Source organism: Streptomyces indicus (assembly GCF_900100315.1).
In the GTDB taxonomy this organism is placed as follows: Bacteria; Actinomycetota; Actinomycetes; order Streptomycetales; family Streptomycetaceae; genus Streptomyces; species Streptomyces indicus.
In genome coordinates this window covers 44,593-65,718 of record NZ_FNFF01000009.1, presented here as the reverse complement: position 1 = coordinate 65,718, position 21,126 = coordinate 44,593, and the positions used below count along the sequence as shown (strand labels likewise).

16 protein-coding genes and 3 tRNA genes are annotated in these 21,126 nt (G+C 72.0%); 9 read left to right on the top strand and 10 right to left on the bottom strand.

Translation table 11 applies throughout. The annotated features are described in order from the left end of the window. Positions 1 to 53: 53 nt before the first annotated feature. From BLT97_RS22085 to dnaG, 3 genes are all read left to right on the top strand, one after another. Positions 54 to 1,373, top strand: a complete 1,320-nt coding sequence (locus BLT97_RS22085; protein WP_093612856.1) for a deoxyguanosinetriphosphate triphosphohydrolase — start codon at positions 54 to 56, stop codon at positions 1,371 to 1,373. 355 nt (positions 1,374 to 1,728) lie between these two features. Further along, on the top strand, positions 1,729 to 2,994 hold the full coding sequence (locus BLT97_RS22080) for an NAD(P)/FAD-dependent oxidoreductase (protein ID WP_093612854.1): 1,266 nt from the start codon (positions 1,729 to 1,731) through the stop codon (positions 2,992 to 2,994). Between the two features lie 34 nt (positions 2,995 to 3,028). Next, positions 3,029 to 4,927: a DNA primase gene (gene dnaG, locus BLT97_RS22075; protein WP_093612852.1), complete on the top strand. Its 1,899-nt coding sequence runs from the start codon at positions 3,029 to 3,031 to the stop codon at positions 4,925 to 4,927. Positions 4,928 to 4,967: 40 nt separating this feature from the next. On the opposite strand, the gene BLT97_RS22070 is transcribed toward dnaG, so the two are convergent. After that, entirely contained in the window at positions 4,968 to 5,969 is a 1,002-nt protein-coding gene (locus BLT97_RS22070) for a nucleotidyl transferase AbiEii/AbiGii toxin family protein (RefSeq protein ID WP_093612850.1), read from the bottom strand. Positions 5,970 to 6,022: 53 nt separating this feature from the next. Further along, the gene (locus BLT97_RS22065; RefSeq protein WP_245769468.1) at positions 6,023 to 6,706 is read right to left on the bottom strand and encodes a hypothetical protein; all 684 of its coding nucleotides are present in this window, start codon (positions 6,704 to 6,706) and stop codon (positions 6,023 to 6,025) included. A gap of 136 nt (positions 6,707 to 6,842) precedes the next feature. Here BLT97_RS22065 and BLT97_RS22060 point away from each other — a divergent pair, with 136 nt between their 5' ends. Then, positions 6,843 to 8,138: an RNA polymerase sigma factor gene (locus tag BLT97_RS22060; RefSeq protein ID WP_093613233.1), complete on the top strand. Its 1,296-nt coding sequence runs from the start codon at positions 6,843 to 6,845 to the stop codon at positions 8,136 to 8,138. A 23-nt stretch (positions 8,139 to 8,161) separates the two neighbouring features. Here the strand turns inward: BLT97_RS22060 and BLT97_RS22055 are convergent, their stop codons facing one another. The 5 genes from BLT97_RS22055 to BLT97_RS22035 all read right to left on the bottom strand — a co-directional run bounded on the left by BLT97_RS22055 (position 8,162) and on the right by BLT97_RS22035 (position 14,437). After that, on the bottom strand, positions 8,162 to 8,677 hold the full coding sequence (locus BLT97_RS22055; RefSeq protein WP_093612848.1) for a methyltransferase family protein: 516 nt from the start codon (positions 8,675 to 8,677) through the stop codon (positions 8,162 to 8,164). Between the two features lie 81 nt (positions 8,678 to 8,758). Continuing rightward, the gene (locus BLT97_RS22050) at positions 8,759 to 10,687 is read right to left on the bottom strand and encodes an ABC transporter ATP-binding protein (RefSeq protein ID WP_093612846.1); all 1,929 of its coding nucleotides are present in this window, start codon (positions 10,685 to 10,687) and stop codon (positions 8,759 to 8,761) included. Beyond that, complete coding sequence (locus BLT97_RS22045) at positions 10,687 to 12,420, bottom strand: ABC transporter ATP-binding protein (RefSeq protein WP_093612844.1); 1,734 nt, start codon at positions 12,418 to 12,420, stop codon at positions 10,687 to 10,689. The genes BLT97_RS22050 and BLT97_RS22045 overlap by 1 nt, the downstream gene beginning before the upstream one ends. A 131-nt stretch (positions 12,421 to 12,551) precedes the next feature. Then, complete coding sequence (locus tag BLT97_RS22040) at positions 12,552 to 14,024, bottom strand: FGGY family carbohydrate kinase (protein ID WP_093612842.1); 1,473 nt, start codon at positions 14,022 to 14,024, stop codon at positions 12,552 to 12,554. A 110-nt stretch (positions 14,025 to 14,134) separates the two neighbouring features. Next, on the bottom strand, positions 14,135 to 14,437 hold the full coding sequence (locus tag BLT97_RS22035; RefSeq protein WP_093612840.1) for a hypothetical protein: 303 nt from the start codon (positions 14,435 to 14,437) through the stop codon (positions 14,135 to 14,137). Between the two features lie 151 nt (positions 14,438 to 14,588). Between BLT97_RS22035 and BLT97_RS22030 the strand changes: the two genes are divergently transcribed. The 3 genes from BLT97_RS22030 to BLT97_RS22020 all read left to right on the top strand — a co-directional run bounded on the left by BLT97_RS22030 (position 14,589) and on the right by BLT97_RS22020 (position 15,006). Further along, positions 14,589 to 14,661, top strand: a tRNA-Asn gene (locus BLT97_RS22030). Positions 14,662 to 14,666: 5 nt separating this feature from the next. Next, positions 14,667 to 14,739, top strand: a tRNA-Asn gene (locus BLT97_RS22025). Positions 14,740 to 14,929: 190 nt separating this feature from the next. Beyond that, positions 14,930 to 15,006, top strand: a tRNA-Ile gene (locus BLT97_RS22020). 109 nt (positions 15,007 to 15,115) lie between these two features. On the opposite strand, the gene BLT97_RS22015 is transcribed toward BLT97_RS22020, so the two are convergent. The 3 genes from BLT97_RS22015 to mreB are packed head-to-tail and all read right to left on the bottom strand — an operon-like array spanning position 15,116 to position 18,228. Continuing rightward, positions 15,116 to 16,861 carry a GAF domain-containing protein gene (locus BLT97_RS22015; RefSeq protein WP_245769467.1) on the bottom strand — a complete coding sequence of 582 codons (1,746 nt, stop codon included), beginning with the start codon at positions 16,859 to 16,861 and terminating at the stop codon, positions 15,116 to 15,118. A gap of 36 nt (positions 16,862 to 16,897) precedes the next feature. Beyond that, on the bottom strand, positions 16,898 to 17,155 hold the full coding sequence (locus BLT97_RS22010) for a CBU_0592 family membrane protein (protein ID WP_093612838.1): 258 nt from the start codon (positions 17,153 to 17,155) through the stop codon (positions 16,898 to 16,900). Positions 17,156 to 17,190: 35 nt separating this feature from the next. Continuing rightward, positions 17,191 to 18,228: a rod shape-determining protein gene (gene mreB, locus BLT97_RS22005; RefSeq protein WP_093612836.1), complete on the bottom strand. Its 1,038-nt coding sequence runs from the start codon at positions 18,226 to 18,228 to the stop codon at positions 17,191 to 17,193. A gap of 230 nt (positions 18,229 to 18,458) precedes the next feature. On the opposite strand from mreB, the gene BLT97_RS22000 reads away from it, so the two are divergent. Next, positions 18,459 to 19,715 carry an MFS transporter gene (locus BLT97_RS22000; RefSeq protein ID WP_245769497.1) on the top strand — a complete coding sequence of 419 codons (1,257 nt, stop codon included), beginning with the start codon at positions 18,459 to 18,461 and terminating at the stop codon, positions 19,713 to 19,715. 220 nt (positions 19,716 to 19,935) lie between these two features. Next, positions 19,936 to 21,126: an AMP-binding protein gene (locus BLT97_RS21995; RefSeq protein ID WP_281251142.1), complete on the top strand. Its 1,191-nt coding sequence runs from the start codon at positions 19,936 to 19,938 to the stop codon at positions 21,124 to 21,126.

Genomic DNA, 21,126 nt, shown 5'->3' with positions numbered 1-21,126 from the left:
CCCCACCCTCCGCCGACCCGCGCTCCGCCCCGCACGCGAGCTACTGTCACTCCATGGAAGGCACGCAGCACGAATCCCGCACCACGCCCCCCGGCTACGAGGACGCCGCGCTGGAGCGCTGGGCCCCCGAGCCCGACAAGCGGCCCGGCCGCACCGCCTTCCAGCGCGACCGCGCCCGCGTGCTGCACTCGGCGGCGCTGCGGCGGCTGGCCGGCAAGACGCAGGTCGTCACGCCCGGCACGCGCAGCCAGGCCTGGGACGCCAGCCCGCGCACCCGCCTGACGCACTCCCTCGAATGCGCCCAGGTCGGCCGCGAGCTGGGTGCCGCGCTCGGCTGCGACCCCGATCTCGTCGAGGCCGCCTGCCTGTCGCATGACATGGGCCACCCGCCCTTCGGGCACAACGGCGAGCAGGCGCTCAACGAATTCGCCGCGGAATGGGGCGGGTTCGAGGGCAACGCCCAGTCGCTCAGGCTCCTGACCCGGCTCGAACCCAAACGCTTCGTCCGCTCCCAGAGCCCGGGCACCGAAGGCGAACTCGTCAGCGTCGGCCTCAACCTCACCCGCGCCGCACTCGACGCCGCCACCAAGTACCCGTGGCTGCGCGGCGCCCACCCGACCGACCCGCAGTCCCCGAAGTTCGGTGTGTACGACGACGACCGGCCCGTCTTCGAGTGGGTCCGCAAGGAGTCGCCCGGCCACCGCACTTGCTTCGAGGCGCAGGTCATGGACTGGTCCGACGACGTGGCGTACTCCGTGCACGACGTCGAGGACGGGTTGCACGCCGGCCACATCGACCCCAACTGCCTGCACGCCGAGCCCGAACGGCAGGCCGTCTTCGAGGTCGCCCTCGGCCGCTACGTCCCCGAGGGCACCGACCCCGAGGAGCTCGCGGCGGCACTCGACCGCCTGCTCGACCAGGAGTGGTGGCCGCACGGCTACGACGGATCCGCCGTCGCCCAGGCCCGCCTCAAGGACGCCACCAGCCAGCTGATCGGCCGCTTCTGCCTGGCCGCCGAGGGCGCCACACGGGCCCGCTACGGACCGGGCCCGCTCACGCTCTACGGCGCCGAACTCGTCGTACCGGAGGAGACCCGGTACGAGTGCGCGGTCCTGAAGGCCGTCGCCGACCGCTACGTCATGCAGCGCGACGAGCAGGAGCGGCTGCGCGCGGACCAGCGCGTGGTCATCGCCGAACTGGCCGCCGCGCTCACCGCCCGCGCCCCTGAAGGCCTGGACCCGCAGTTCCGCGCCCTGTTCGACGAGGCCGCCGACGACCGGGCCCGCGCGCGGGTGGTGGTCGACCAGATCGCCTGCCTCACCGACGCCTCGGCCCGCTCCCTGCACCGCCGCCTCACCGCGCCACGCGCCTGACCACCGGCGGCCCGCCGCACCGCACCACGCGCCTGACCACCGGCCGCCCGCCACACCGGGCAAGACACCCGCGAGCGCGACCCGCGGTGCCGATCGCGTCACGCGTCCGCACCGAATACTGGCCTGATCGGGCTGCATCCCCCGTTGCCCCCTTCCCCCCTCACGCTCCGTGCGGGACGCTCCCCTAGGCCCTGTCCCCGACTCCCGCCCACCACGCGCCACCCGCGGGCACTCCCGTGCCCCGCGGCCGCACCCCGCGCAGCCGATCACCGGCGGCGGGGGTAAGCGCGCCGGGATCGGGGAGGGAGACCGAAGACAGGACCGTGGTGAACACGGCACAGCGAGGAGGCACCAAGTGGTCGACGCGGATCAGACGTTCGTCATCGTCGGAGGCGGTCTCGCCGGAGCGAAGGCGGCCGAGACCCTCCGCGCCGAAGGGTTCACCGGGCGCGTGATACTGCTCTGCGACGAACGCGACCGGCCGTACGAGCGCCCGCCCCTGTCCAAGGGGTTCCTGCTCGGCAAGGAGGAGCGGGACAGCGTCTTCGTGCACGAGCCCGCCTGGTACGCGCAGGCCGATGTCGAGCTCCACCTCGGGCAGCCCGTCGTGGCCATCGACCGCGAGCGGCACGAGGTGCGCCTGGGCGACGGCACCGTGGTCGGCTACGACAAGCTGCTGCTCGCCACCGGCGCCGAGCCGCGCCGCCTGGAGATCCCCGGCACCGACCTCACCGGCGTCCACCACCTGCGCCGCCTCGCCCACTCCGAGCGCCTCAAGGGCGTCCTCGGTCGGCTCGGCCGGGACAACGGGCATCTGGTGATCGCGGGCGCCGGCTGGATCGGCCTCGAAGTGGCCGCCGCCGCGCGCGGGATCGGCGCCGAGGTCACGATCGTGGAGCCCGCGCCGACCCCGCTGCATGGCGTGCTCGGACCGGAGCTCGGCGGCGTCTTCGCGCAGCTGCACAGCGAGCACGGGGTGCGCTTCCACTTCGGCGCCACGCTCACCGAGATCGTCGGCCAGGACGGCCTGGTCCTCGCCGCCCGCACCGACGACGGCGACGAGCACCCGGCGCACGCCGTGCTCGCCGCGATCGGTGCCGCCCCGCGCACCTCGCTCGCCGAGGCGGCGGGCCTGGCCCTCGCGGACCGCGAGCACGGCGGCGGCATCGCGGTCGACGCCTCGCTCAGGACCTCCGACCCCGACATCTTCGCGGCCGGCGATGTGGCCGCAGCCCAGCACCCGCTCCTGGACACCCGCCTGCGCGTCGAGCACTGGGCCAATGCCCTCAACGGCGGCCCGGCCGCCGCCCGCGCGATGCTCGGCCGCCCGGTGTCGTACGACCGCGTCCCCTATTTCTTCTCCGACCAGTACGACATGGGCCTGGAGTACTCGGGCTGGGCGCCCCCGGGCTCGTACGACCAGGTCCTCATCCGCGGGGATGCGATGAAGCGGGAGTTCATCGCCTTCTGGATGTCGGAGGGCCGCGTGCTGGCCGGGATGAATGTGAACGTATGGGACGTCACGGAACACATTCAGCAGCTCATCCGCACCGGTGTCCGGCCGGACCAGGAGCGTCTGGCCGACCCGACGACCCCGCTCGAATCACTCCTGGAGGGCTGACCGGACTGTCACTGCTGACCCGTAGACTTCATGCGTGGCAGGCAGGATCAATGACGAGGACGTGAAGGCGGTACGGGACGCGGTCCCGATCGACGCCGTGGTGTCCGAGTACCTGCAACTGCGCAATGCGGGCGGCGGGAACCTGAAGGGCCTCTGCCCCTTCCACGACGAGAAGTCGCCGTCCTTCCAGGTCAGCCCGAGCAAGGGGTTCTTCCACTGCTTCGGCTGCCAGGAGGGCGGCGACACCATCACGTTCGTGATGAAGATCGACCACCTCACCTTCTCGGAGGCGGTCGAGCGCCTGGCCGCCCAGGCGGGCATCACGCTGCGGTACGAGGAGGGCGGGTACAACCCGTCCCATCAGCGCGGCGAGCGCATCCGCCTGATCGAGGCCCACAAGATCGCCGCGCAGTTCTACCAGGAGCAGCTGGCCACCAGCCCCGAGGCCGAGATCGGCCGGGTCTTCCTCGCCGAGCGCGGCTTCGACCAGGCCGCCGCCGAGCACTTCTCGGTGGGCTACAGCCCGGCGGGCTGGGACCACCTCACGCGCTATCTGCGCGGCAAAGGCTTCTCCGACAAGGAGCTGATCACCTCCGGCCTCTCGCAGGACGGCCGGCGCGGCCCCATCGACCGCTTCCGCGGCCGCCTCATGTGGCCGATCCGCGACATCGGCGGCGAGGTCGTCGGCTTCGGCGCGCGCCGGCTGCGCGAGGACGACAACGGGCCGAAGTACCTGAACACCCCCGAGACCGCGATCTACAAGAAGTCCCAGGTCCTCTACGGCATCGACCTGGCCAAGAAGGAGATCGCGAAGTCGAGCCGGGCCGTCGTGGTCGAGGGCTACACGGACGTCATGGCCTGCCACCTCGCGGGCGTCACCACCGCCATCGCGACCTGCGGCACGGCCTTCGGCGGCGACCACATCAAGATCCTGCGCAGGCTTCTGATGGACAACGGAAGCGCCCGCGTGATCTTCACCTTCGACGGCGACGCGGCCGGCCAGAAGGCGGCCCTGCGCGCCTTCGAGGACGACCAGAAGTTCGCCGCCGAGACCTTCATCGCCATCGCCCCCGACGGCATGGACCCCTGCGAGCTGCGCCTGGCCAAGGGCGACGACGCGGTGGTGGACCTGGTCCAGCCGCGCACCCCGCTCTTCGAGTTCGCCCTGCGCCAGATCGTCTCGCGCTACGACCTGGAGACCCCGGCCGGCCGCGCCGCCGCACTCGACGAGGCCGGGCCCGTCGTCGCCCGGATCAAGAACACCGGCGCGCAGCACGAGGTCGCGGTCCAGCTCGCGGGCATGCTCGGCATCCTCGACACCCAGTTCGTGGTCAAGCGCGTGGCGCAGCTCGCCCGCTGGGCCCGCGACAAGGGCGGCCGGCAGCAGAACGAGCGGCGCCCGCAGCCCCTGTACGAGGAGGCGCAGCCCCGCCCCCTCTCCGGCGCCCCGCTGAACCTGCGCAACCCGGCGTACGCGACCGAGCGTGAACTGCTCAAACTCGCCCTCCAGCGCCCCGAGTTGGTCTCCCCGGCCTTCGACGCCTACGGGGTCGACGAGTTCACCGCCCCGCCGTATGCCGCCGTGCGCCAGGCCATCCTGGACGCGGGCGGCGCCGAGTACGGCATGCAGGACCCGCAGGCCTATCTCGTACGGGTGCGCGAAGCCGCACCCGACGACTCGGTCCGCGCCATGGTCACCGAGCTCGCCGTCGAGGCGATCCTGCGCCGCACCGTCGACGCGAACTACGCGGGGGAGCAGCTGGTCTGGGTCCGCCGCCGCGCCGTGGACCGCCGTATCCGCGACGTCCAGGGCTCGCTCGCCCGCCTCGGACAGCACGCGGATCCCGGTCAACTGGCCGCCGTACAGGAGGAGTTGATGATCCTCCAGCGCTACAACCGGGCGCTCCAGGACCGCGGGGCGGCGGCGCTCTGACCCCCGCAGAGTGCTCGGCTCTGCGGCAGGCTCGCAGCCCTCAACTCTGCGCCTCCGGCGCCTCCATGAACGTGGGTGCCAGCGCGACGAGCAGCCGGTCCACGTACGCGTCGCGGTCCGTCCCCAGCTGCGGGTACTCCCGCTGGAAGTCCTCCCACTCCACGTACGCCCTGATCTGCTCCAGGTCCGCCATCTGCACCTGCCGCACCGGGTACGGCTCCGCCTCCGCGAGCCGGAACGCCGCGTCGAGCAGCGCCCACGGCAGCGGACACCGCTCGGCGAGCAGCACCGCGTCGTACAGGTCCTTGCCCTGCGGATACGAGTCGCTGACCAGCCACATCACCTTCCAGGCGAGGGACAGCGCGGGCGTCGCCGCCTGCACGACCACCCCGCCCGGAAGCTGCACCGGCTCCGGTGCCTGGGCCAGCTTCTCGTTGAAGACGAAGTCCAGCTGGACCTGGCCGCCGGGCCGCCCGGGCACGGACCAGGGCAGCACCATCCGCAGGCCCGGCACCCGGTCGTAGGTCCAGATCTGCTCGGTGATCGCGCCGCGCGCCGAGATGTCGAGCGGGCCGCCCCGCTCCTCGGCCAGGCGCTGCGCGGCCTCCGCGATGCCCTCCAGCATCACCTCGGTACGGCCCTGCTCGAGGCGCCAGTCCTCGGGCACCACCACGAAGTCCAGGTCACCCGGCTCCCGCGCCTGCTCGCCCAGCCATACGGGCAGCAGCACGCTGCCGCGCAGCACCAGCGAACCGGCCCACGGCGACCCGGCGACCGCGGCGAGCACGAGGTGCAGCGCCTGCTGCCGTGCCGCCCGCCACGCGATGGCCTCCTCCTCGTCCACGAACGAGGGGTCCAGGGCGCGGAAGGCGCGGTCGAGATGTTTGAACGCGGGCTCGAACACGGCCTGTTGGATCACCCGGCTGTCCGAGGGCCGCAGCGAGCGCGGCAGATCGAGCTCCATGCGCTGCTGCTCGGTGAGCTCCTCGCTGGGCACGTGATGGACATCGCCCCAGCTGAACCTCCGCCATGCCTCACTCATGTCCGGCCCCGATGCTCATACCCCGCCCCGATGCTCATGCCCCGCCCCGATCCTCAAGTCCCGCGCCGGCCCTCAGGCCCCGCCCCGATCCACCCGTCGTCCACCGACAGGTCACTGTCGTACAGCACGAACTCGCGCTCCACAGCCAGGACGTCATAACCCGTCAGATCCGCGAGCAGCTGTTCGAGCGCGCGGCCCGCCTCCGCGGCCGGCACTCCGAAGCAGCGCTGCGTGACGAACCGCTCGTGCCGTCCGCCCTCGCGCACCCGCCGCGCGTTCCACGACAGATGCGCCCCGTGCGCCTCGGCCACCCCCGTCAGTCCCGCCCGGTCGAAGTCCCCGTCGAGCAGCAGCTTCACGTGGTGCTCGAAGTGCTGGCGCGCGGAAGGCTGTTGGGGCACCTCGGGCGCCCACGGCGTGCACTCCACCTTGATGCGTACGGGATCGAACCCGGCCTCCCGCAGCCGACCCGCCACCTCCCGCGCCGCGGCCAACTGCCCGGCGAAGCTGCCGGATTCACGCAGCGTCAGCATCGGCTGCGAGGGCGTACGGCCGCGCGCGAGCACGATGTGGGTGGCCTTCAAGCCCTCCCGCGCGGCCCACGCCTCGAAGCGCGCGACATCCTCCGCGCCGGCACACCGCGCGGTGACATGCGCCTCGTAGAAGGCAGTTGAGGACCCGCGAGCGAGCCCGGACACGGGTCCCGGCACGGCGGCCGCGGGGGAGTGCTCGTACATCGTTCGATCCTGACAGAGCCGGACCGAACCGGCATGCGAGTTTGTTCTGCGGGTAACCGGTCGGTCACGGACCGGACTCAAAAAGTCCCCGCACGCCCCTCGTGGCGGAGATGTGTCGTACTCCACACTGGGTGCGGTGCCTGAGTCCTCGGAGCGCGGCAGGACCACCGGGCGTGGGCCCGAAACCCCCGCGGATCCGCTCACAGATCACGGGACGCACGGCGGCACGGCCGCCGGTCCAGTCCCCGCCGTACCGCTGCCGCGAATCCCCCGTGCGGCGGCGATCACCCTGGAGGTCGCCCCGGTGCAGACCCAGACCCGGACGTTGAGCAAAGCAGCCCCGTCCGCCACGTCCCCCGCACAGAGCGGCGCACAGGCGGGCGCGGACCCCACCGCCGAGCTCATCGCGGCCGTGCCCGCGCAGAGCCTGCCCGCCCGGCATCCCGAGTCCGTCGAAGAGGCCGAACCGGCCGAGCTGCCCGAGCCGCCCGAACCGCGTCCGGCGCGCGCGGAGACCGGCGGCCCCTCCTCCGACCTGTTCCGGCAGTACTTACGCGAGATCGGCAGGATCCCGCTGCTCACGGCGGCCGAGGAGGTGGAGCTCGCCCGGCGCGTGGAAGCCGGTCTCTTCGCCGAGGAGAAGCTCGCCAACACCCCCGACCTCGATTCCCAACTCGCCCTCGACCTCGACAAACTGGTCGTCATGGGCCGGATGGCCAAGCGCCGCCTCATCGAGGCCAACCTGCGCCTGGTCGTCTCGGTCGCCAAGCGCTACGTGGGCCGCGGCCTGACCATGCTCGACCTCGTCCAGGAGGGGAACCTGGGCCTGATCAGGGCAGTCGAGAAGTTCGATTACGCGCGCGGCTACAAGTTCTCCACGTACGCGACCTGGTGGATCCGCCAGGCCATGTCCCGCGCCCTCGCCGACCAGGCGCGCACCATCCGCGTCCCCGTGCATGTCGTCGAACTCATCAACCGCGTCGTACGGGTGCAGCGCCGGATGCTCCAGGAGCGCGGGTACGAGCCCACGCCCGAAGAGGTCGCCGTGCATCTCGACCTGCCCGAGGAGCGGGTCAGCGAGGTGCTGCGGCTCGCGCAGGAGCCCGTGTCGCTGCACGCGCCCGTGGGCGAAGAGGACGATGTGGCGCTCGGCGACCTGATCGAGGACGGGGACGCGACCTCGCCCGTGGAATCGGCCGCATTCCTGCTGCTGCGCGAGCACTTGGAGGCCGTGCTCTCCACGCTCGGCGAGCGCGAGCGCAAGGTGGTGCAGCTGCGCTACGGGCTCGCGGACGGCCGGCCGCGCACCCTGGAGGAGATCGGCCGGATCTTCGGCGTGACGCGCGAACGCATCCGCCAGATCGAGTCGAAGACCCTCAACAAGCTCCGCGACCACGCCTTCGCCGACCAGCTCAGGGGCTATCTGGACTGACCGTGGACCGACCGCGGACGGCTTCACCAGGAGCGGTCCGCGTGCCCGGCCCGGTAGGGCACGAGCCGGGGCACCCACCCGCGCACGGCCCGCCGGTAGTCCTCGTACTCCTGGCCGAACTGCGCGCGCAGCTTGGGCTCTTCGTAGCCGCGCACGAACGCGGCCATGACCGCCCAGGCGAGCAGTCCGTAGCCGAGCAGCACGGGCCGGGCGAGCACCAGGCCTTGGGCCAGGATCACGGCGGTCACGGCCACGTACATCGGGTTGCGCACATGCCGGTAGACGCCGGTCACGACCAGGTGTGCGGTGGGGGCCGTGGGTGCGGGGGTGCCGAGGCCCTGCTGTACGAAGCGGGCGAAGGCGTGCAGGAGCGCCGCCGTCGCGACCCCGAGCAGCGCCCAGCCGGCCACCCGCACCGGACCCCACCAGGGCCCGCCCGCGTCCCAGCCGGTGAGCAGCCAGGGCACGAGCCCGGCCACGGTGCCGGGCGCCACCACGAAGAAGACCGCGCTGCCCACGGCAGCCGCACCCTTGCGCATGCTCCAAGGGTGCGGCGCGTGGGCAGCGCGGTCCATACGTCCGCAGCGCCTGCTCCACCGCGGCCATGACCTCCGTACGGCCTACTCCACCTCGACCACGGCCTCCGCGAACTGCGCCTTGTACAGACGCGCATAGGCACCGCCGGCCGCCAACAGGGCGTCGTGCGTGCCCTGTTCGACGATCGAGCCGTTCTCCATCACCAGGATCGTGTCCGCGTCGCGGATCGTGGAGAGCCGGTGCGCGATCACGAAGGACGTACGGCCGTGCGCGAGGCGGGCCATCGCCTTCTGGATCAGCACCTCGGTACGGGTGTCGACGGAGCTGGTCGCCTCGTCGAGCACGAGGATCACCGGGTCGGACAGGAAGGCCCGCGCGATGGTGATGAGCTGCTTCTCACCCGCGCTCACCCCGGTGCCCTCGTCGTCGATCACCGTGTCGTAGCCGTCGGGCAGCGTCCGGATGAACCGGTCCGCGTGCGCGGCACGGGCCGCGTCCTCGATCTCGTCCCGCGTCACGTCCTTCGGAGCGCCGTACGCGATGTTCTCCGCGATGGTGCCGCCGAACAGCCAGGTGTCCTGGAGCACCATGCCGATCCCGGCGCGCAGTTCGTCGCGGGTCATCTTCGCGATGTCGATCCCGTCGAGCGTGATCCGTCCGCCGGTGACGTCGTAGAACCGGAGGAGCAGGTTCACCAGCGTGGTCTTGCCCGCGCCGGTCGGGCCGACGATGGCGACCGTGTGCCCGGGCTCCACGGTGAGGGAGAGGTCCTCGATGAGCGGCTTGTCCTCCTCGTAACGGAAGGACACGTCCTCGAAGGAGACCTCGCCGCGCAGCACCTCGGGCCGCTCGGCGGGCCGGGGGTCCGCCGACTGCTCGTCGGCGTCGAGGAGTTCGAAGATCCGCTCGGCCGAGGCCACACCCGACTGCACCAGGTTCGCCATCGACGCCACCTGCGTCAGCGGCATCGAGAACTGCCGCGAGTACTGGATGAACGCCTGCACGTCACCGATCGACAGCGCACCCGAAGCCACCCGCAGACCGCCGACCACGGCGACGAGCACATAGTTCAGGTTGGAGATGAAGAACATCAGCGGCTGCATGGCGCCGCTGTTGAACTGCGCCTGGAACGAGGCCTGGTAGAGCGCCTCGTTCTGCTCCGCGAACTGCTGAGCCGACTCCTCCTGACGCCCGAAGACCTTCACCAGGTTGTGCCCGGTGTACATCTCCTCCACGTGCGCGTTGACCTTGCCGGTGGACTTCCACTGCTGGACGAAGTGCGGCTGCGAGCGCTTGCCGACCTTCTTCGCCACGAAGAACGACAGCGGCACGGTGATCAGCGCGACGAGCGCGAGCAGCGGCGAGATCCAGAACATCATCACCAGGACACCGACGATGGTGAGCAGCGAGTTCACCAGCTGGCCCATGGTCTGCTGGAGCGTCTGCCCGATGTTGTCGATGTCGTTGGTCGCGCGGCTGAGCACCTCGCCGCGCTGCCGCTTGTCGAAGTACGACAGCGGTAGGCGCGACAGCTTCGCCTGGAGGTCCTCGCGCATCCGGTAGACCGTCATGTTCACGGCCCGGTTCACCAGACGCGTGGCCACCGCCATCAGCGCACCGGCGATCAGGAACACGGTCAGCGCGAAAAGCAGCGTCTCGCCGACCGCACCGAAGTCGATGCCCTCACCCGGCGTGAAGTCCATCCCGGACAGCATGTCCGCCTGGTCGCCGTCACCGTTCGCCCGCATCTGCGCGAGGACTTCGGCCTTGGTGGCGCCCGCGGGCATGTCGCGCCCGACGATGCCCGCGAAGATCAGGTCGGTGGCGTGCCCGAGGATCTTCGGACCCACCACGGACAGGCCCACGCTGAGCATGACCGCGGCGATCATCGCGTACATCGTGTAGCGCTCGGGCCTGAACTGCGCGAGCAGCCGCTTGCCCGACCCCTTGAAGTCCATGGAGCGCTGATCGGGCCCGCCACCGGCCATCATGCGTCCTGCCGGCCCCGCCATCAGGCAGCCTCCGCTTCCGTGAGCTGGGACAGCACGATTTCCCTGTACGTCCCGTTGTCCTGCATCAGTTCCTCATGCCGCCCGACCCCGACGACCCGCCCCTCGTCGAGCACGAGAATCCGGTCGGCGTCCCGGATCGTGGACACCCGCTGGGCCACGATCACCACCGTCGCCTCGGCGGTCTCGCGCGCGAGTGCGGCCCTGAGCGCCGCGTCCGTCGCGTAGTCCAGCGCCGAGAACGAGTCGTCGAAGAGGTAGATCTCCGGCCGCTGCACCAGGGTGCGCGCGATCGCGAGCCGCTGCCGTTGACCACCGGAGACGTTCGTCCCGCCTTGCGCGATGGGGGAGTTGAGCCCGTTCTCCAGCTTTCGCACGAAGTCCGCCGCCTGCGCCACTTCCAGCGCGTGCCACAGCTCCTCGTCCGTGGCATCCGGATTCCCGTACCGCAGATTCGTCGCCACAGTCCCGGAGAACAGATACGGCTTCTGCGGTACGAGGCCCACGGTCCGCGCGAGCAGCTGCGGGTCGAGCGTGCCCACGTCGACCCCGTCGACCAGGACCTCGCCCTCGGTCGCGTCGTACAGCCGCGGCACGAGCCCGAGCAGCGTGGACTTCCCGGAGCCCGTCGACCCGATCACGGCCGTCACCTCACCGGGCCGCGCGACGAGGGAGACCGCCTTGAGCACCGGCTCCTCGGCCCCCGGGTAGCGGAAGCCGGCGTCGCGGATCTCCAGATGCCCGTGTGCCCGCAGCTCCCGTACGGGATCGGCCGGCGGCACGACGCTGGACTCGGTGTCGAGCACCTCCTGGATCCGCTCGGCACAGACCTCGGCGCGCGGCACCATCATGAACATGAACGTGGCCATCATCACGCTCATCACGATCTGCATCAGATACGCGAGGAACGCCGTCAGCGCCCCGATCTGCATCCCGCCGCTGTCGATCCGATGAGCGCCGAACCACACCACGGCGATGGACGAGATGTTCACCGTCGTCATGACGATCGGGAACATCAGCGCGAGCAGCCGCCCGGTGCCGAGCGAGACGTCGGTGAGCTCCTCGTTGGACTTCCCGAACCGGTCCTTCTCGTACGCGTCCTTCACGAAGGCCCTGATCACACGGTTGCCGGTGATCTGCTCGCGCAGCACCCGGTTCACGGTGTCGAGCCGCTCCTGCATGGTGCGGAACAGCGGCCGCAGCCTCCGTACGATCAGCGAGACCGCGATGCCGAGCACCGGCACGACCGCCACCAGGATCCCGGAGAGCGGCACGTCGAGGCCGAGCGCCATCACGATGCCGCCGACGCACATGATGGGCGCGGACACCATCAGCGTGAACGTCATCAGGACCAGCATCTGCACTTGCTGGACGTCGTTCGTGGTGCGCGTGATCAGGGACGGCGCCCCGAAGTGCCCCACTTCGCGGGCCGAGAACGACTGCACCCGGTCGAAGATCGCGGCCCGTACGTCGCGGCCGAGCGCCGCGGCGGTCCGCGCGCCGTAGAACACGGCGCCGATGTTGCACACCACCTGCACGACGGTGATCCCGATCATCAGGGCACCGAAGGTCAGGATGTAGCCCGTGTCCCCGGCGACGACACCGTTGTCGATGATGTCCGCGTTCAGGGTGGGCAGGTAGAGCGTGGCGCAGGTCTGCAGGAACTGCAGCAGCACCAGGACGGCTATGGGTTTCTTGTACGGAGCGAGATGCTCCCGCAGGAGTCGTATGAGCACGCGATACCTATCGCAGTAGCCGGAGGCAACGTTTCAGTCATCCGCCATCCTGCGACACTCCACCTGCTGGAGCTCAACCGAATTACTCAAGGACGGGTCAAGAAACCCCCGCCCGCCCTTGAGCCGGAGCCTCAGACGCTCAGGCCCCCGAACGCCTCCGGATGGGTCTGCTCCCGCACCGCCGTGTACTGCTGGCGCACGGCCTGCCCGACCGGGAGCTCCTCGCCCGGCTCGAGCACCTGCGCCGCCGCGCCCTGCCAGGCCGGGGGAGCGGACGGATGCAGCGTGCCCTGCTGCACGCCCAGCGCCCAGGCCGCCTGCCGGGCCGCGCCGATCGCCGCATAGTCCGCGGGCTGCGGCACCACGACCTGCGCACCGAGCAGCATCGGCGCCGCGGCCTGCACGGCCGGCAGCTCGGCGGCCGCCCCGAGCAGGAACACCCGGCGCACCTCCACCCCGCGCGCCCGCAGCACCCCGAGCGCGTCCGCGAGCGAGCACAGCATGCCCTCGAACGCGGCCCGCGCCAGATGCTCCGGCTTCATCGACTCGCGCCGCAGCCCGTGCAGCGACCCGGCGGTGTGCGGCAGCTGTGGAGTCTTCTCGCCCTCCAGGTACGGAAGGAGCACCAGCCCGTGCGCGCCGGGAGTCGACTTGAGCGCGAGCTCGCTGAGCCCCTCCAGATCCGTGGACAGCAGATCCGCGGTGCCCCGCAGCGCCCGTACGGCGTTCAGCGTGTGCACCACCGGCAGATGCATCCCGGTGGCGTCGGCGAGCGAGGTGATCATCCCGCTCGGGTCGGCCAGCGCCTCGTGGTGCACGGCCGTCACGGACCCGGAGGCGCCGAGGGACACCACGGCGTCCCCGACCCCGATCCCGAGACCGAACGCGGCCGCCATCGTCTCGCCGGTCCCCGCCGAGATCAGCAGTCCTTCGGGCGTGGTCCCCGCGGCCTCCGAGGGACCGAGCACCTCGGGCAGCGCGGCCTGCCGGCCGAGCGCGAGCTCCACGAGATCCGGCCGGTACGAGGAGGTCGCGGCCGACCAGTACCCCGTACCGGAAGCGCCGCCGCGGTCCGCGGTCCTGCGGGCGGGCCGGCCCAGCAGCTGCCACACCAGCCAGTCGTGCGCCTGGAGCACGGCCGCCACCCGCCGGGCGTTCTCGGGTTCGCTGCGCGCCAGCCAGCGCAGCTTGGTCACGGGGTGCTGGGCCTGCGGCACGCAGCCCACGGCCTCGGCCCAGGCCTGCCGCCCGCCGAGCCCGTCGATCAGATCCGCCGCGGCCACCTGCGCCCGCTTGTCGCCGCCGGTCAGCGCGGGACGCACGGTGTTGCCCTGGCCGTCCAGCGGCACCAGCGCGTTCTGCTGCGCGGAGACCCCGATGGCCTGCACACCTTCGAGCAGCCCGCCGGCCGCGGCCTCACCGAGGCTGAGCAGCCAGGCCTGCGGATCGACATCCGACGGCTTGCCCCCGGGACCCCCTGCGCCCGCGGTGCTCTCCAGCGGATGCGGGGCATAGCCCTGCCTGACCACGGCACCGGTGTCGGTGTCGCAGACCACGATGCGTGTGAACTCGGAAGAGCTGTCCAGCCCGGCGACTATCCCCATGCGGTGAATTTTGCCTTACGCGCGGGGGCGGCCGGCGGGCCGGAGCGGTGATGTGCGCGGCGGGCGCCCGAGGCCGTGGTCACAGCCCTGCCGGACGCCCGCCGCCCACCTCAGGTGTTGCTGGTGCCCCAGTCGTCCTCGGCACCGTCACGCGACTTCTCCCGCAGCGAACGCACCCGGTCCGCCACCGAGTCGGGCATCTTGTCCCCGACCTTCTCGCTGACCGAGGCGAAGGCCTTGCCCGCGACCTCGCGACCGCTCTGGGCCGCCGACTCGACGGTGTTGCGCACCGCCGGGTTCTGCGCGATCTGCCGGGCCGACTTCTTGAGCTGCTCGTAGCGCTCGCGTCCCGCGCGCGTGCCGATCACGTAGCCGAGGGCCAGTCCGGCGACGAACGTGAGCTTGTACCGCATGGCTGCCACCCTTCCGTTAGCGTCCGATGCTGGCCGCCTACCCGGAACCGATTGGCGGAGCACCCCCCTGCTTGCGCTAATGTATGTGTCGCAGCGAGCGCACGCCGCCCAGGGAACACCCAGGTAGGTGAGCTTGTTGCAGACGATGCATTCCCCTGTAGCTCAATTGGCAGAGCAGCCGGCTGTTAACCGGCAGGTTACTGGTTCGAGTCCAGTCGGGGGAGCTCGGTCTCCTGTAGCTCAATTGGCAGAGCAGCCGGCTGTTAACCGGCAGGTTACTGGTTCGAGTCCAGTCGGGAGAGCAACCGGAAGAGGACCCCTTGAGGGTCCTTTTTCATGTCCGGTGGAACCGCGCGCCGGGGATCCAAGTCCTGTGCAGATGTGGACCGTCGTCCGCAGCTCAGGGCAGAGCAGGCCATCCGACGCGGGAGATCGTATGACCGGCTATGCTGCGGCAGACGGCGCGTACATGTGTACGCGACACGCCGCTAAGGGGCGGTAGCTCAGCCGGTTAGAGCAGCGGACTCATAATCCGTCGGCCGTGGGTTCGAGTCCCACCCGCCCCACCAGGCGGCACAGGTGCAGAAACGATGCGACCTGCCGTTCACAGTGATGAGGGCCGCCACGATCCCGTGGCGGCCCTCACTGTTTCCGTCCCGCGGCCCGGGCGGCCCGGGGCTAGAGCGGTGCCTGCCAGGTCAGCGTCGTGCCGCGATCGGGCGAGTCGGCGGGTGTGGTGTCCGTCACGCCGTCGTCGGTGACCGTGAGGCGGACGCCCGCGCGGCCGTCCGCGAGGCGGATCTCGGCGTCGACCGTGATGTCGATGTGGGAGATCTCCGTGCGACGGGAGGCCTCGGCCAGGGCGCGGCGCAGGGCCGTCAGGAGCTGGGCGGCCGTGCGCTCGCCGATGACGGCGTCCACGGGGCCGTGGAAGTGGGTGGAGGGCGTGACGCCGGTCGCGGCGGCCGCGCCCGCCGCCTCGCGCAGCACCTTGCCGCGGAAGGTGGTCGGGGCGTCCGCGGGCGGCTGCTGGAGGGCGAAGATCGCGGTGCGGACCTCCTGGATGGTGGACTCCAGCTCGTCCACCGCCTTGCCGATGGTGCCCTGCACCTCGTCGACCCGGGCGCGGCGCTGGGCGGACTCCAGCATCATCCCCGTCGCGAACAGCCGCTGGATGACCAGGTCGTGCAGGTCGCGGGCGATGCGGTCGCGGTCCTCGAAGACCGCGAGCCGTTCGCGGCTGACCCGGGCCTCGGCCATCACCAGGGCGAGCGCGGCCTGGTGCGCGAACTGGGTGGCGAGCAGCCGCTCCAGGGCCGTGTAGCGGCGTGCACCGCGGGCGCGGGGCAGGGCGAGGGTGCCGATCAGGCGGCCGTCGCTCTGCAGCGGCAGGAGCATGCTCGGGCCGAAGCGGGCGCTGACCGCCGTGGTCATCCGCGGGTCGGTGGCCGAGTCCTCGACGAACACCGGCTCGCCGCCGAGGAGTTGGGTGAGCACCGGGCTGCCCGGGTGGATCACCGTGCCGACCAGGGCACCCGGGTCCCCGTGCGTGGAGGCCGCGACGATCTCCATGCCGCCGTCGGGTGTGGGCTGCAGGATCACCCCGGCCACGGCGTCGGCCAGCCTGCGGGCCTGCTCGGCCACCACCATCAGCGCGTCCCCGTCGCGCAGCCCGCCGCCCTGCTGCTCGTGCTCCGTACGGCTGCCGTCGAGGGGGGCGTCGCCGCCGAGGAGGGCCGTGGTCACCGCGGCGGAGCCCTCGATCCAGCGCTCTCGCTGCCGGGCGTTCTCGTAGAGGCGCGCGTTGCCGATGGCGATGCCGGCCTGTGCGGCGAGGATCCGCAGCGCCTGCTCGTCGCCGTGGGTGAAGGGGCCGCCGCGCTTCTCGGTGAGGTAGAGGTTGCCGAACACCTCGTCGCGCACCATGACCGGCACACCGAGGAAGGTGCGCATCGGCGGGTGCCCGGGCGGGAAGCCGACGGAGTCCGGGTGGGCGGTCAGGTCGTCCAGGCGCAGGGGGTGCGGCGCGGCGGCCAGGGCCGCGAGCACACCGCGGTCCGCGCACGGGAACCCTTTGATGCCGGCGCGGGTCTCCTCGTCCAGACCGGAGGTGAACAGCTCGGTCAGGCGCGCCTGTTCGGGGTCCACGACGCCGAGGGCGCCGTAGCGCGCGTCGGTGATACGGGTCGCCGCGTCCACGATGTGCTGCAGCGTGGCCCGCAGTTCGAGGTCGGCACCGACGCTGAGCACGGCTTCGAGGAGGGGTTCCACGGAGGTGCCGGGAGTGCCCGGGGCGCCGGGAGCGTTCGGAGTGCCGGGAGCGTTCGCAGTGCCGGGAGTGCCCGGGGTGCCGGGAGCGTTCGCAGTGCCGGGAGTGCCCGGAGTGCCCGGGGCCGTATCGCCCATGCCGCCGTCGTCGCTCATCCCCGTGCCTCCGGTGGTCGCCCGTCCGCCGCCCGGTCAGGCGGGTTCGCGGCCGGCCGCGGGGCGGCCGCGGGCCCAGTCCACCAGACCGGTGAGCGCGTACAGCGCACAGGCGCCGCCGAGCAGCAGAAAACCCCACTGCCGCTCGGCGAACGCGTCCATCGTGATCAGCGACGCCCCCACGAACCGCAGCCACAGCCGCACCGTGTGCCCGGGCGCGAAGCGCCCGAGCCGGGCGGGCAGACAGGACGCCAGGACCAGCAGGGCGCCGATGAACTGCACGGACTGCGACACGGTGGGCGCCTCCAGGGGCGGTCGGGGGAGGGGGGTCAGTCCGCGAGCGGGTTCAGCGTCATCGGCTCGATCCGGCCTTCGAGCATCGCGCCGAGGCCGAGGATCGCGCAGACGTCGGGGCGTTCGGCGATGTGCACCGGCATGCCGGTCGCGTCGCGCAGCATCTGGTCGAGGCCCGGGAGCCGGGCGCTGCCGCCGACCATCATGATTCCGCGGTCGGCGAGGTCGGCCACCAGGTCCGGCGGGCAGTCGCGCAGGACGCGGCCGATGCCGTCGAGCACGGCGGTCAGCGGGGTGTGGATGGCGTCCCGTACGGCGGCCGTCTGGACCTGCACCGAGCGGGCGAGACCGGTGGCCACGTCGCGGCCGTGGATCTCGGTGGACTCGGGGCCGTGCGGGGTGAGGCCGTTGCCGCTGAGGGCCAGTTGGAGCGGGCGTACGGACTGGCTCGGCAGCATCAGCTCGTGCTGCTGGCGCAGGTGCTGCACCACCGCGTGGTCGATCGCGTCGCCGCCCACGGGGATGCGGTCGGCCGTCACGATCGAACCCATCGACAGGACCGCGACCTGCGTGGTGGCCGCACCGCACACGATGATCATCGTGGCCTCGGGCCGCTCCACCGGGAGACCGCAGCCGACCGCCGCCGCGATCAGCGTGTCCACCAGCTCGACCCGGCGCGCGCCGAGCCCGATCAGCGTCTCGGTGGCCGCGCGCTGCGCGAGCGGATCGGCGTCGTGCGGGACACAGGCCGCCGCGCGCAGCCGGGGCTTGCGGCGCAGGGTGCGGCGGAGCTTGTCGTCGAGCAGGTGCCCCAGCATGCGGCGGCACATCTCGATGTCCACGACGGTGCCGCCGGAGACCGGGCGGACCACGCGGATGTAGCCGGGGGTGCGGCCCGTCATGCGCTCGGCGAACTCGCCGACCGCGATCAGCGCTCCCGTACGGGTGTTGACGGCGCAGACGGACGGCTCGTCCACGACGAGACCGGCACCCTTCACGAACACACGGGTGCGCGCGGCACCCAGGTCGACGGCGATATGGCAGCGACGCAGCTGTTCCAGGCTGACGGTCATGGCGAGTTCCTCCCGAGAGCACTGACCGTGGCGGGCCGCCGGCCGGCGGTCCCTTTCGCATCGTGCGGGGGCCAGGGAAGTGGTGCCCGTTGTGGTGGGCCGGGCGGGGTGCGGCCGGACGGGTGGAATGGAGGCAGGGCGCCTGTAGGGGGTGCTCGCGAGAGCGGGGGTTACCATCCCGTGTGACCCGTGCCCCCTCCGACGGCGAGAGCCGTACCGCAGACGAAGAGATAGCCGACCGGCCCGCGCGCCGCCGGGTGCGCATCCTCGCCGACATCACCCCGCTGCGCACCTCCGCCGATTACAGGCGGCTGTGGATCGGCAACACCGTCTCCTGGACCGGCCAGGCGATGACCGCACTGGCCATCTCGCTCCAGGTCTACGAGATCACCGGGTCCAGCTTCTCCGTCGGGCTCGTCGGACTCTTCTCGCTGGTGCCGCTGGTCGCCTTCGGTCTGTACGGGGGTGCGATCGCCGACACCGTCGACCGGCGCAAGCTCGGCCTGTACGCCTCGGCCGGCATGTGCGCCCTGTCCTTCGCGCTCGCCGCCGCCGCGCTCGCCGGCTGGCACCGCGTCTGGTTCCTGTACGCGATCGTCGCGCTCCAGGCGCTGTGCCAGGCGATCGTCTCGCCCGCGCGCACCTCGATGATCCCGCGGCTGCTGCCGCCCGAGCAGCTGCCCGCGGCCAACGCGCTCGGCTCGATGACCACCACCTCCGGGCTGATGGCCGGCCCGATGCTGGGCGGCCTGGTCGTCGGCCTGTGGGGTTTCCAGGCCGCGTATCTGATCGACGCCGTCACCTTCACCGCCGCGCTGTATGCGATGTGGCGGCTGCCCTCGATGAAGCCGGACCGCTCCGCCGACTCCCGCAAGCGCGCCTCGGTCCTGGACGGTCTGCGCTTCCTCGCCACCCGGCCCAACATCCGCATGACCTTCTTCACCGACCTGTGCGCGATGGTCCTCGCGCACCCGCGGGCGGTGCTGCCCGCGGTCGCGGTGGTGTGGTTCCACGGGGACGCGCGGACCACCGGGCTGCTGGTGGGCGCCCTTGCCGTCGGGGCGCTGCTCGGCGGGGTGTTCTCGGGGTGGCTCGGGCGGGTGCACCGGCACGGCCTGGCGATCGTGATCGCGGTGGCGGCCTGGGGCGGGTTCATCGCCGTGTTCGGACTGACCCGTCAGCTGTGGCTGGGCATGATCCTGCTCGCGCTCGCCGGCGCCTGCGACACCGTCTCCATGGTGTTCCGCTCGACGATGCTCCAGGCCGCCACGCCCGACGAGATGCGCGGCCGCCTCCAGGGCGTGTTCATCGTGGTGGTCGCGGGAGGGCCGCGGCTCGGCGACTTCCTCGCCGGCTCGGTCGCGGACCTCACTTCGCCGACGGTGGCGTTCACCGGCGGCGGGCTCGCGTGCATGGCCGCGGTGGGGCTGCTGGCGCTGCGGTGGCGGCGGTTCGTGCGGTACGACGCGCGGGCGCCCGAGGCGTAGGGGCCGCTGCTCTTCGCGCGGAGGCTCCGGCTTCTCCCGGGCGGGCGCGGCTCGCTGTTCTCTTCAAGGCGCACGGCTCGCTGTTCTCCCGGGCGCGCGGCCCGGGTTGGAGCTTCTGCCGGGGGAGCGCCGCCGCGGTGGTCGGTCTCTCGCATTGCGTACGGGATGCACGGCGGGGTGGGGTGGCGGGGAGGACCGCAGCTCAACGGGAGGGGCACCCATGCTGGACGGCTGCACGCCGTGGCCCGGGGAATTCGTCGACCGCTACTGGCTGTCCGGACACTGGCGCGGCCGCACGCTCGACGGTCTGCTGCGGGACGCGGCGAAGACCGATCCGGCGCGCACCGCGCTCGTGCACGCCGGCACCCGGCTCACGTACGGGCAGCTGAACCGGCGCGTGGAGCGGACGGCCGCGGGCTTCAAGCTGATCGGGGTGATGCCGCGGCAGCGGGTCGTGGTGCAGCTGCCGCCGGTGCCCGAGTTCGTGATCACCGTGTTCGCGCTGCTGCGGATGGGCGCGGTGCCGGTGATCTGCCCGCTCTCCTACCGGGCCGAGGAGACGGCGCGCGTGGTGCGGGTCGCGCAGGCCCTCTGTTACGTGGGCCCCGCGACGTACGACGGATTCGACCACCGGGCCGTCGCCGCCGACATCGCCCAAGGCCCTTTCCTGCGGCGGGTGTTCACCTGGGAGCCGCCCGGCGCCGCGTCCGCGCTCGGGGGCGCCACGGTCGACGAGGTCGGCTGCCACTACTTCCCGCTGGCCTCGGTGGACGCGGCGCCGGAACCGATGCCGCACGTGGCCGCCGGGGACGTGGCGCTGCTCCTCGTCTCGGACGGGCAGCACCTGGTGCCCCGTACGCACAACGACCTCGCCTGCCAGGCGCGGACGGCCGCGGAGGCGGTGGGGCTCGGGCCGCAGGACGTGTGCCTCGTGGCGGGGGACGCCGCCTCGGCCGCCGGGTTCGCGTGCCCGGGCCTCGTGGGCGCGCTCGGCGCGGGGGCCACGGTGGTGCTCGCGGAGGGGGCGGCGGAGGTCGCCTCGCTGGTCGCGGAGGAAGGCGTGACGGTGGTCGCGGGGGTGTCGCGGTCCGAACTCGCCTCCGGTGGCATTGATTTGAGCGGTGTGCTCGTGGTGGAGGAGCTGCTGCACGGTTCGGTCGAGGGAGTGGCGCTGCGCGGCGGGCCGGGCGGGGCCCTGCGTCCGCTGTCGGCCGAGGACGAGGTGCGGGTGGCCGGGGCGGACGGCACGGAGGTGCCGGTCGGGGAGGTTGGTGAGCTCCAGGTGCGGGGGCCGTCCGTCGTGCGCGGGTACTACCGCGGGGCCGGGGGCGAGCGCTTCTGTGCGGACGGGTTCTTCCGTACGGGGGAGTCCGTGCGCAGGCAGGACGACGGGAGTCTGCTGCCGGGCTAG

Excerpts from the sequence above, each read along its gene's own strand:
- BLT97_RS22070 (WP_093612850.1), bottom strand. The coding sequence starts at position 5,969 with ATGAGTGAGGCATGGCGGAGGTTCAGCTGGGGCGATGTCCATCACGTG.
- mreB (WP_093612836.1), bottom strand. The coding sequence starts at position 18,228 with ATGACCGTCAGCCTGGAACAGCTGCGTCGCTGCCATATCGCCGTCGAC.
- BLT97_RS21995 (WP_281251142.1), top strand. The coding sequence starts at position 19,936 with ATGCTGGACGGCTGCACGCCGTGGCCCGGGGAATTCGTCGACCGCTAC.
- BLT97_RS22040 (WP_093612842.1), bottom strand. The coding sequence starts at position 14,024 with ATGGGGATAGTCGCCGGGCTGGACAGCTCTTCCGAGTTCACACGCATC.
- BLT97_RS22085 (WP_093612856.1), top strand. The coding sequence starts at position 54 with ATGGAAGGCACGCAGCACGAATCCCGCACCACGCCCCCCGGCTACGAG.
- BLT97_RS22015 (WP_245769467.1), bottom strand. The coding sequence starts at position 16,861 with ATGAGCGACGACGGCGGCATGGGCGATACGGCCCCGGGCACTCCGGGC.
- BLT97_RS22065 (WP_245769468.1), bottom strand. The coding sequence starts at position 6,706 with ATGTACGAGCACTCCCCCGCGGCCGCCGTGCCGGGACCCGTGTCCGGG.
- BLT97_RS22055 (WP_093612848.1), bottom strand. The coding sequence starts at position 8,677 with ATGCGCAAGGGTGCGGCTGCCGTGGGCAGCGCGGTCTTCTTCGTGGTG.
- BLT97_RS22050 (WP_093612846.1), bottom strand. The coding sequence starts at position 10,687 with ATGGCGGGGCCGGCAGGACGCATGATGGCCGGTGGCGGGCCCGATCAG.
- BLT97_RS22035 (WP_093612840.1), bottom strand. The coding sequence starts at position 14,437 with ATGCGGTACAAGCTCACGTTCGTCGCCGGACTGGCCCTCGGCTACGTG.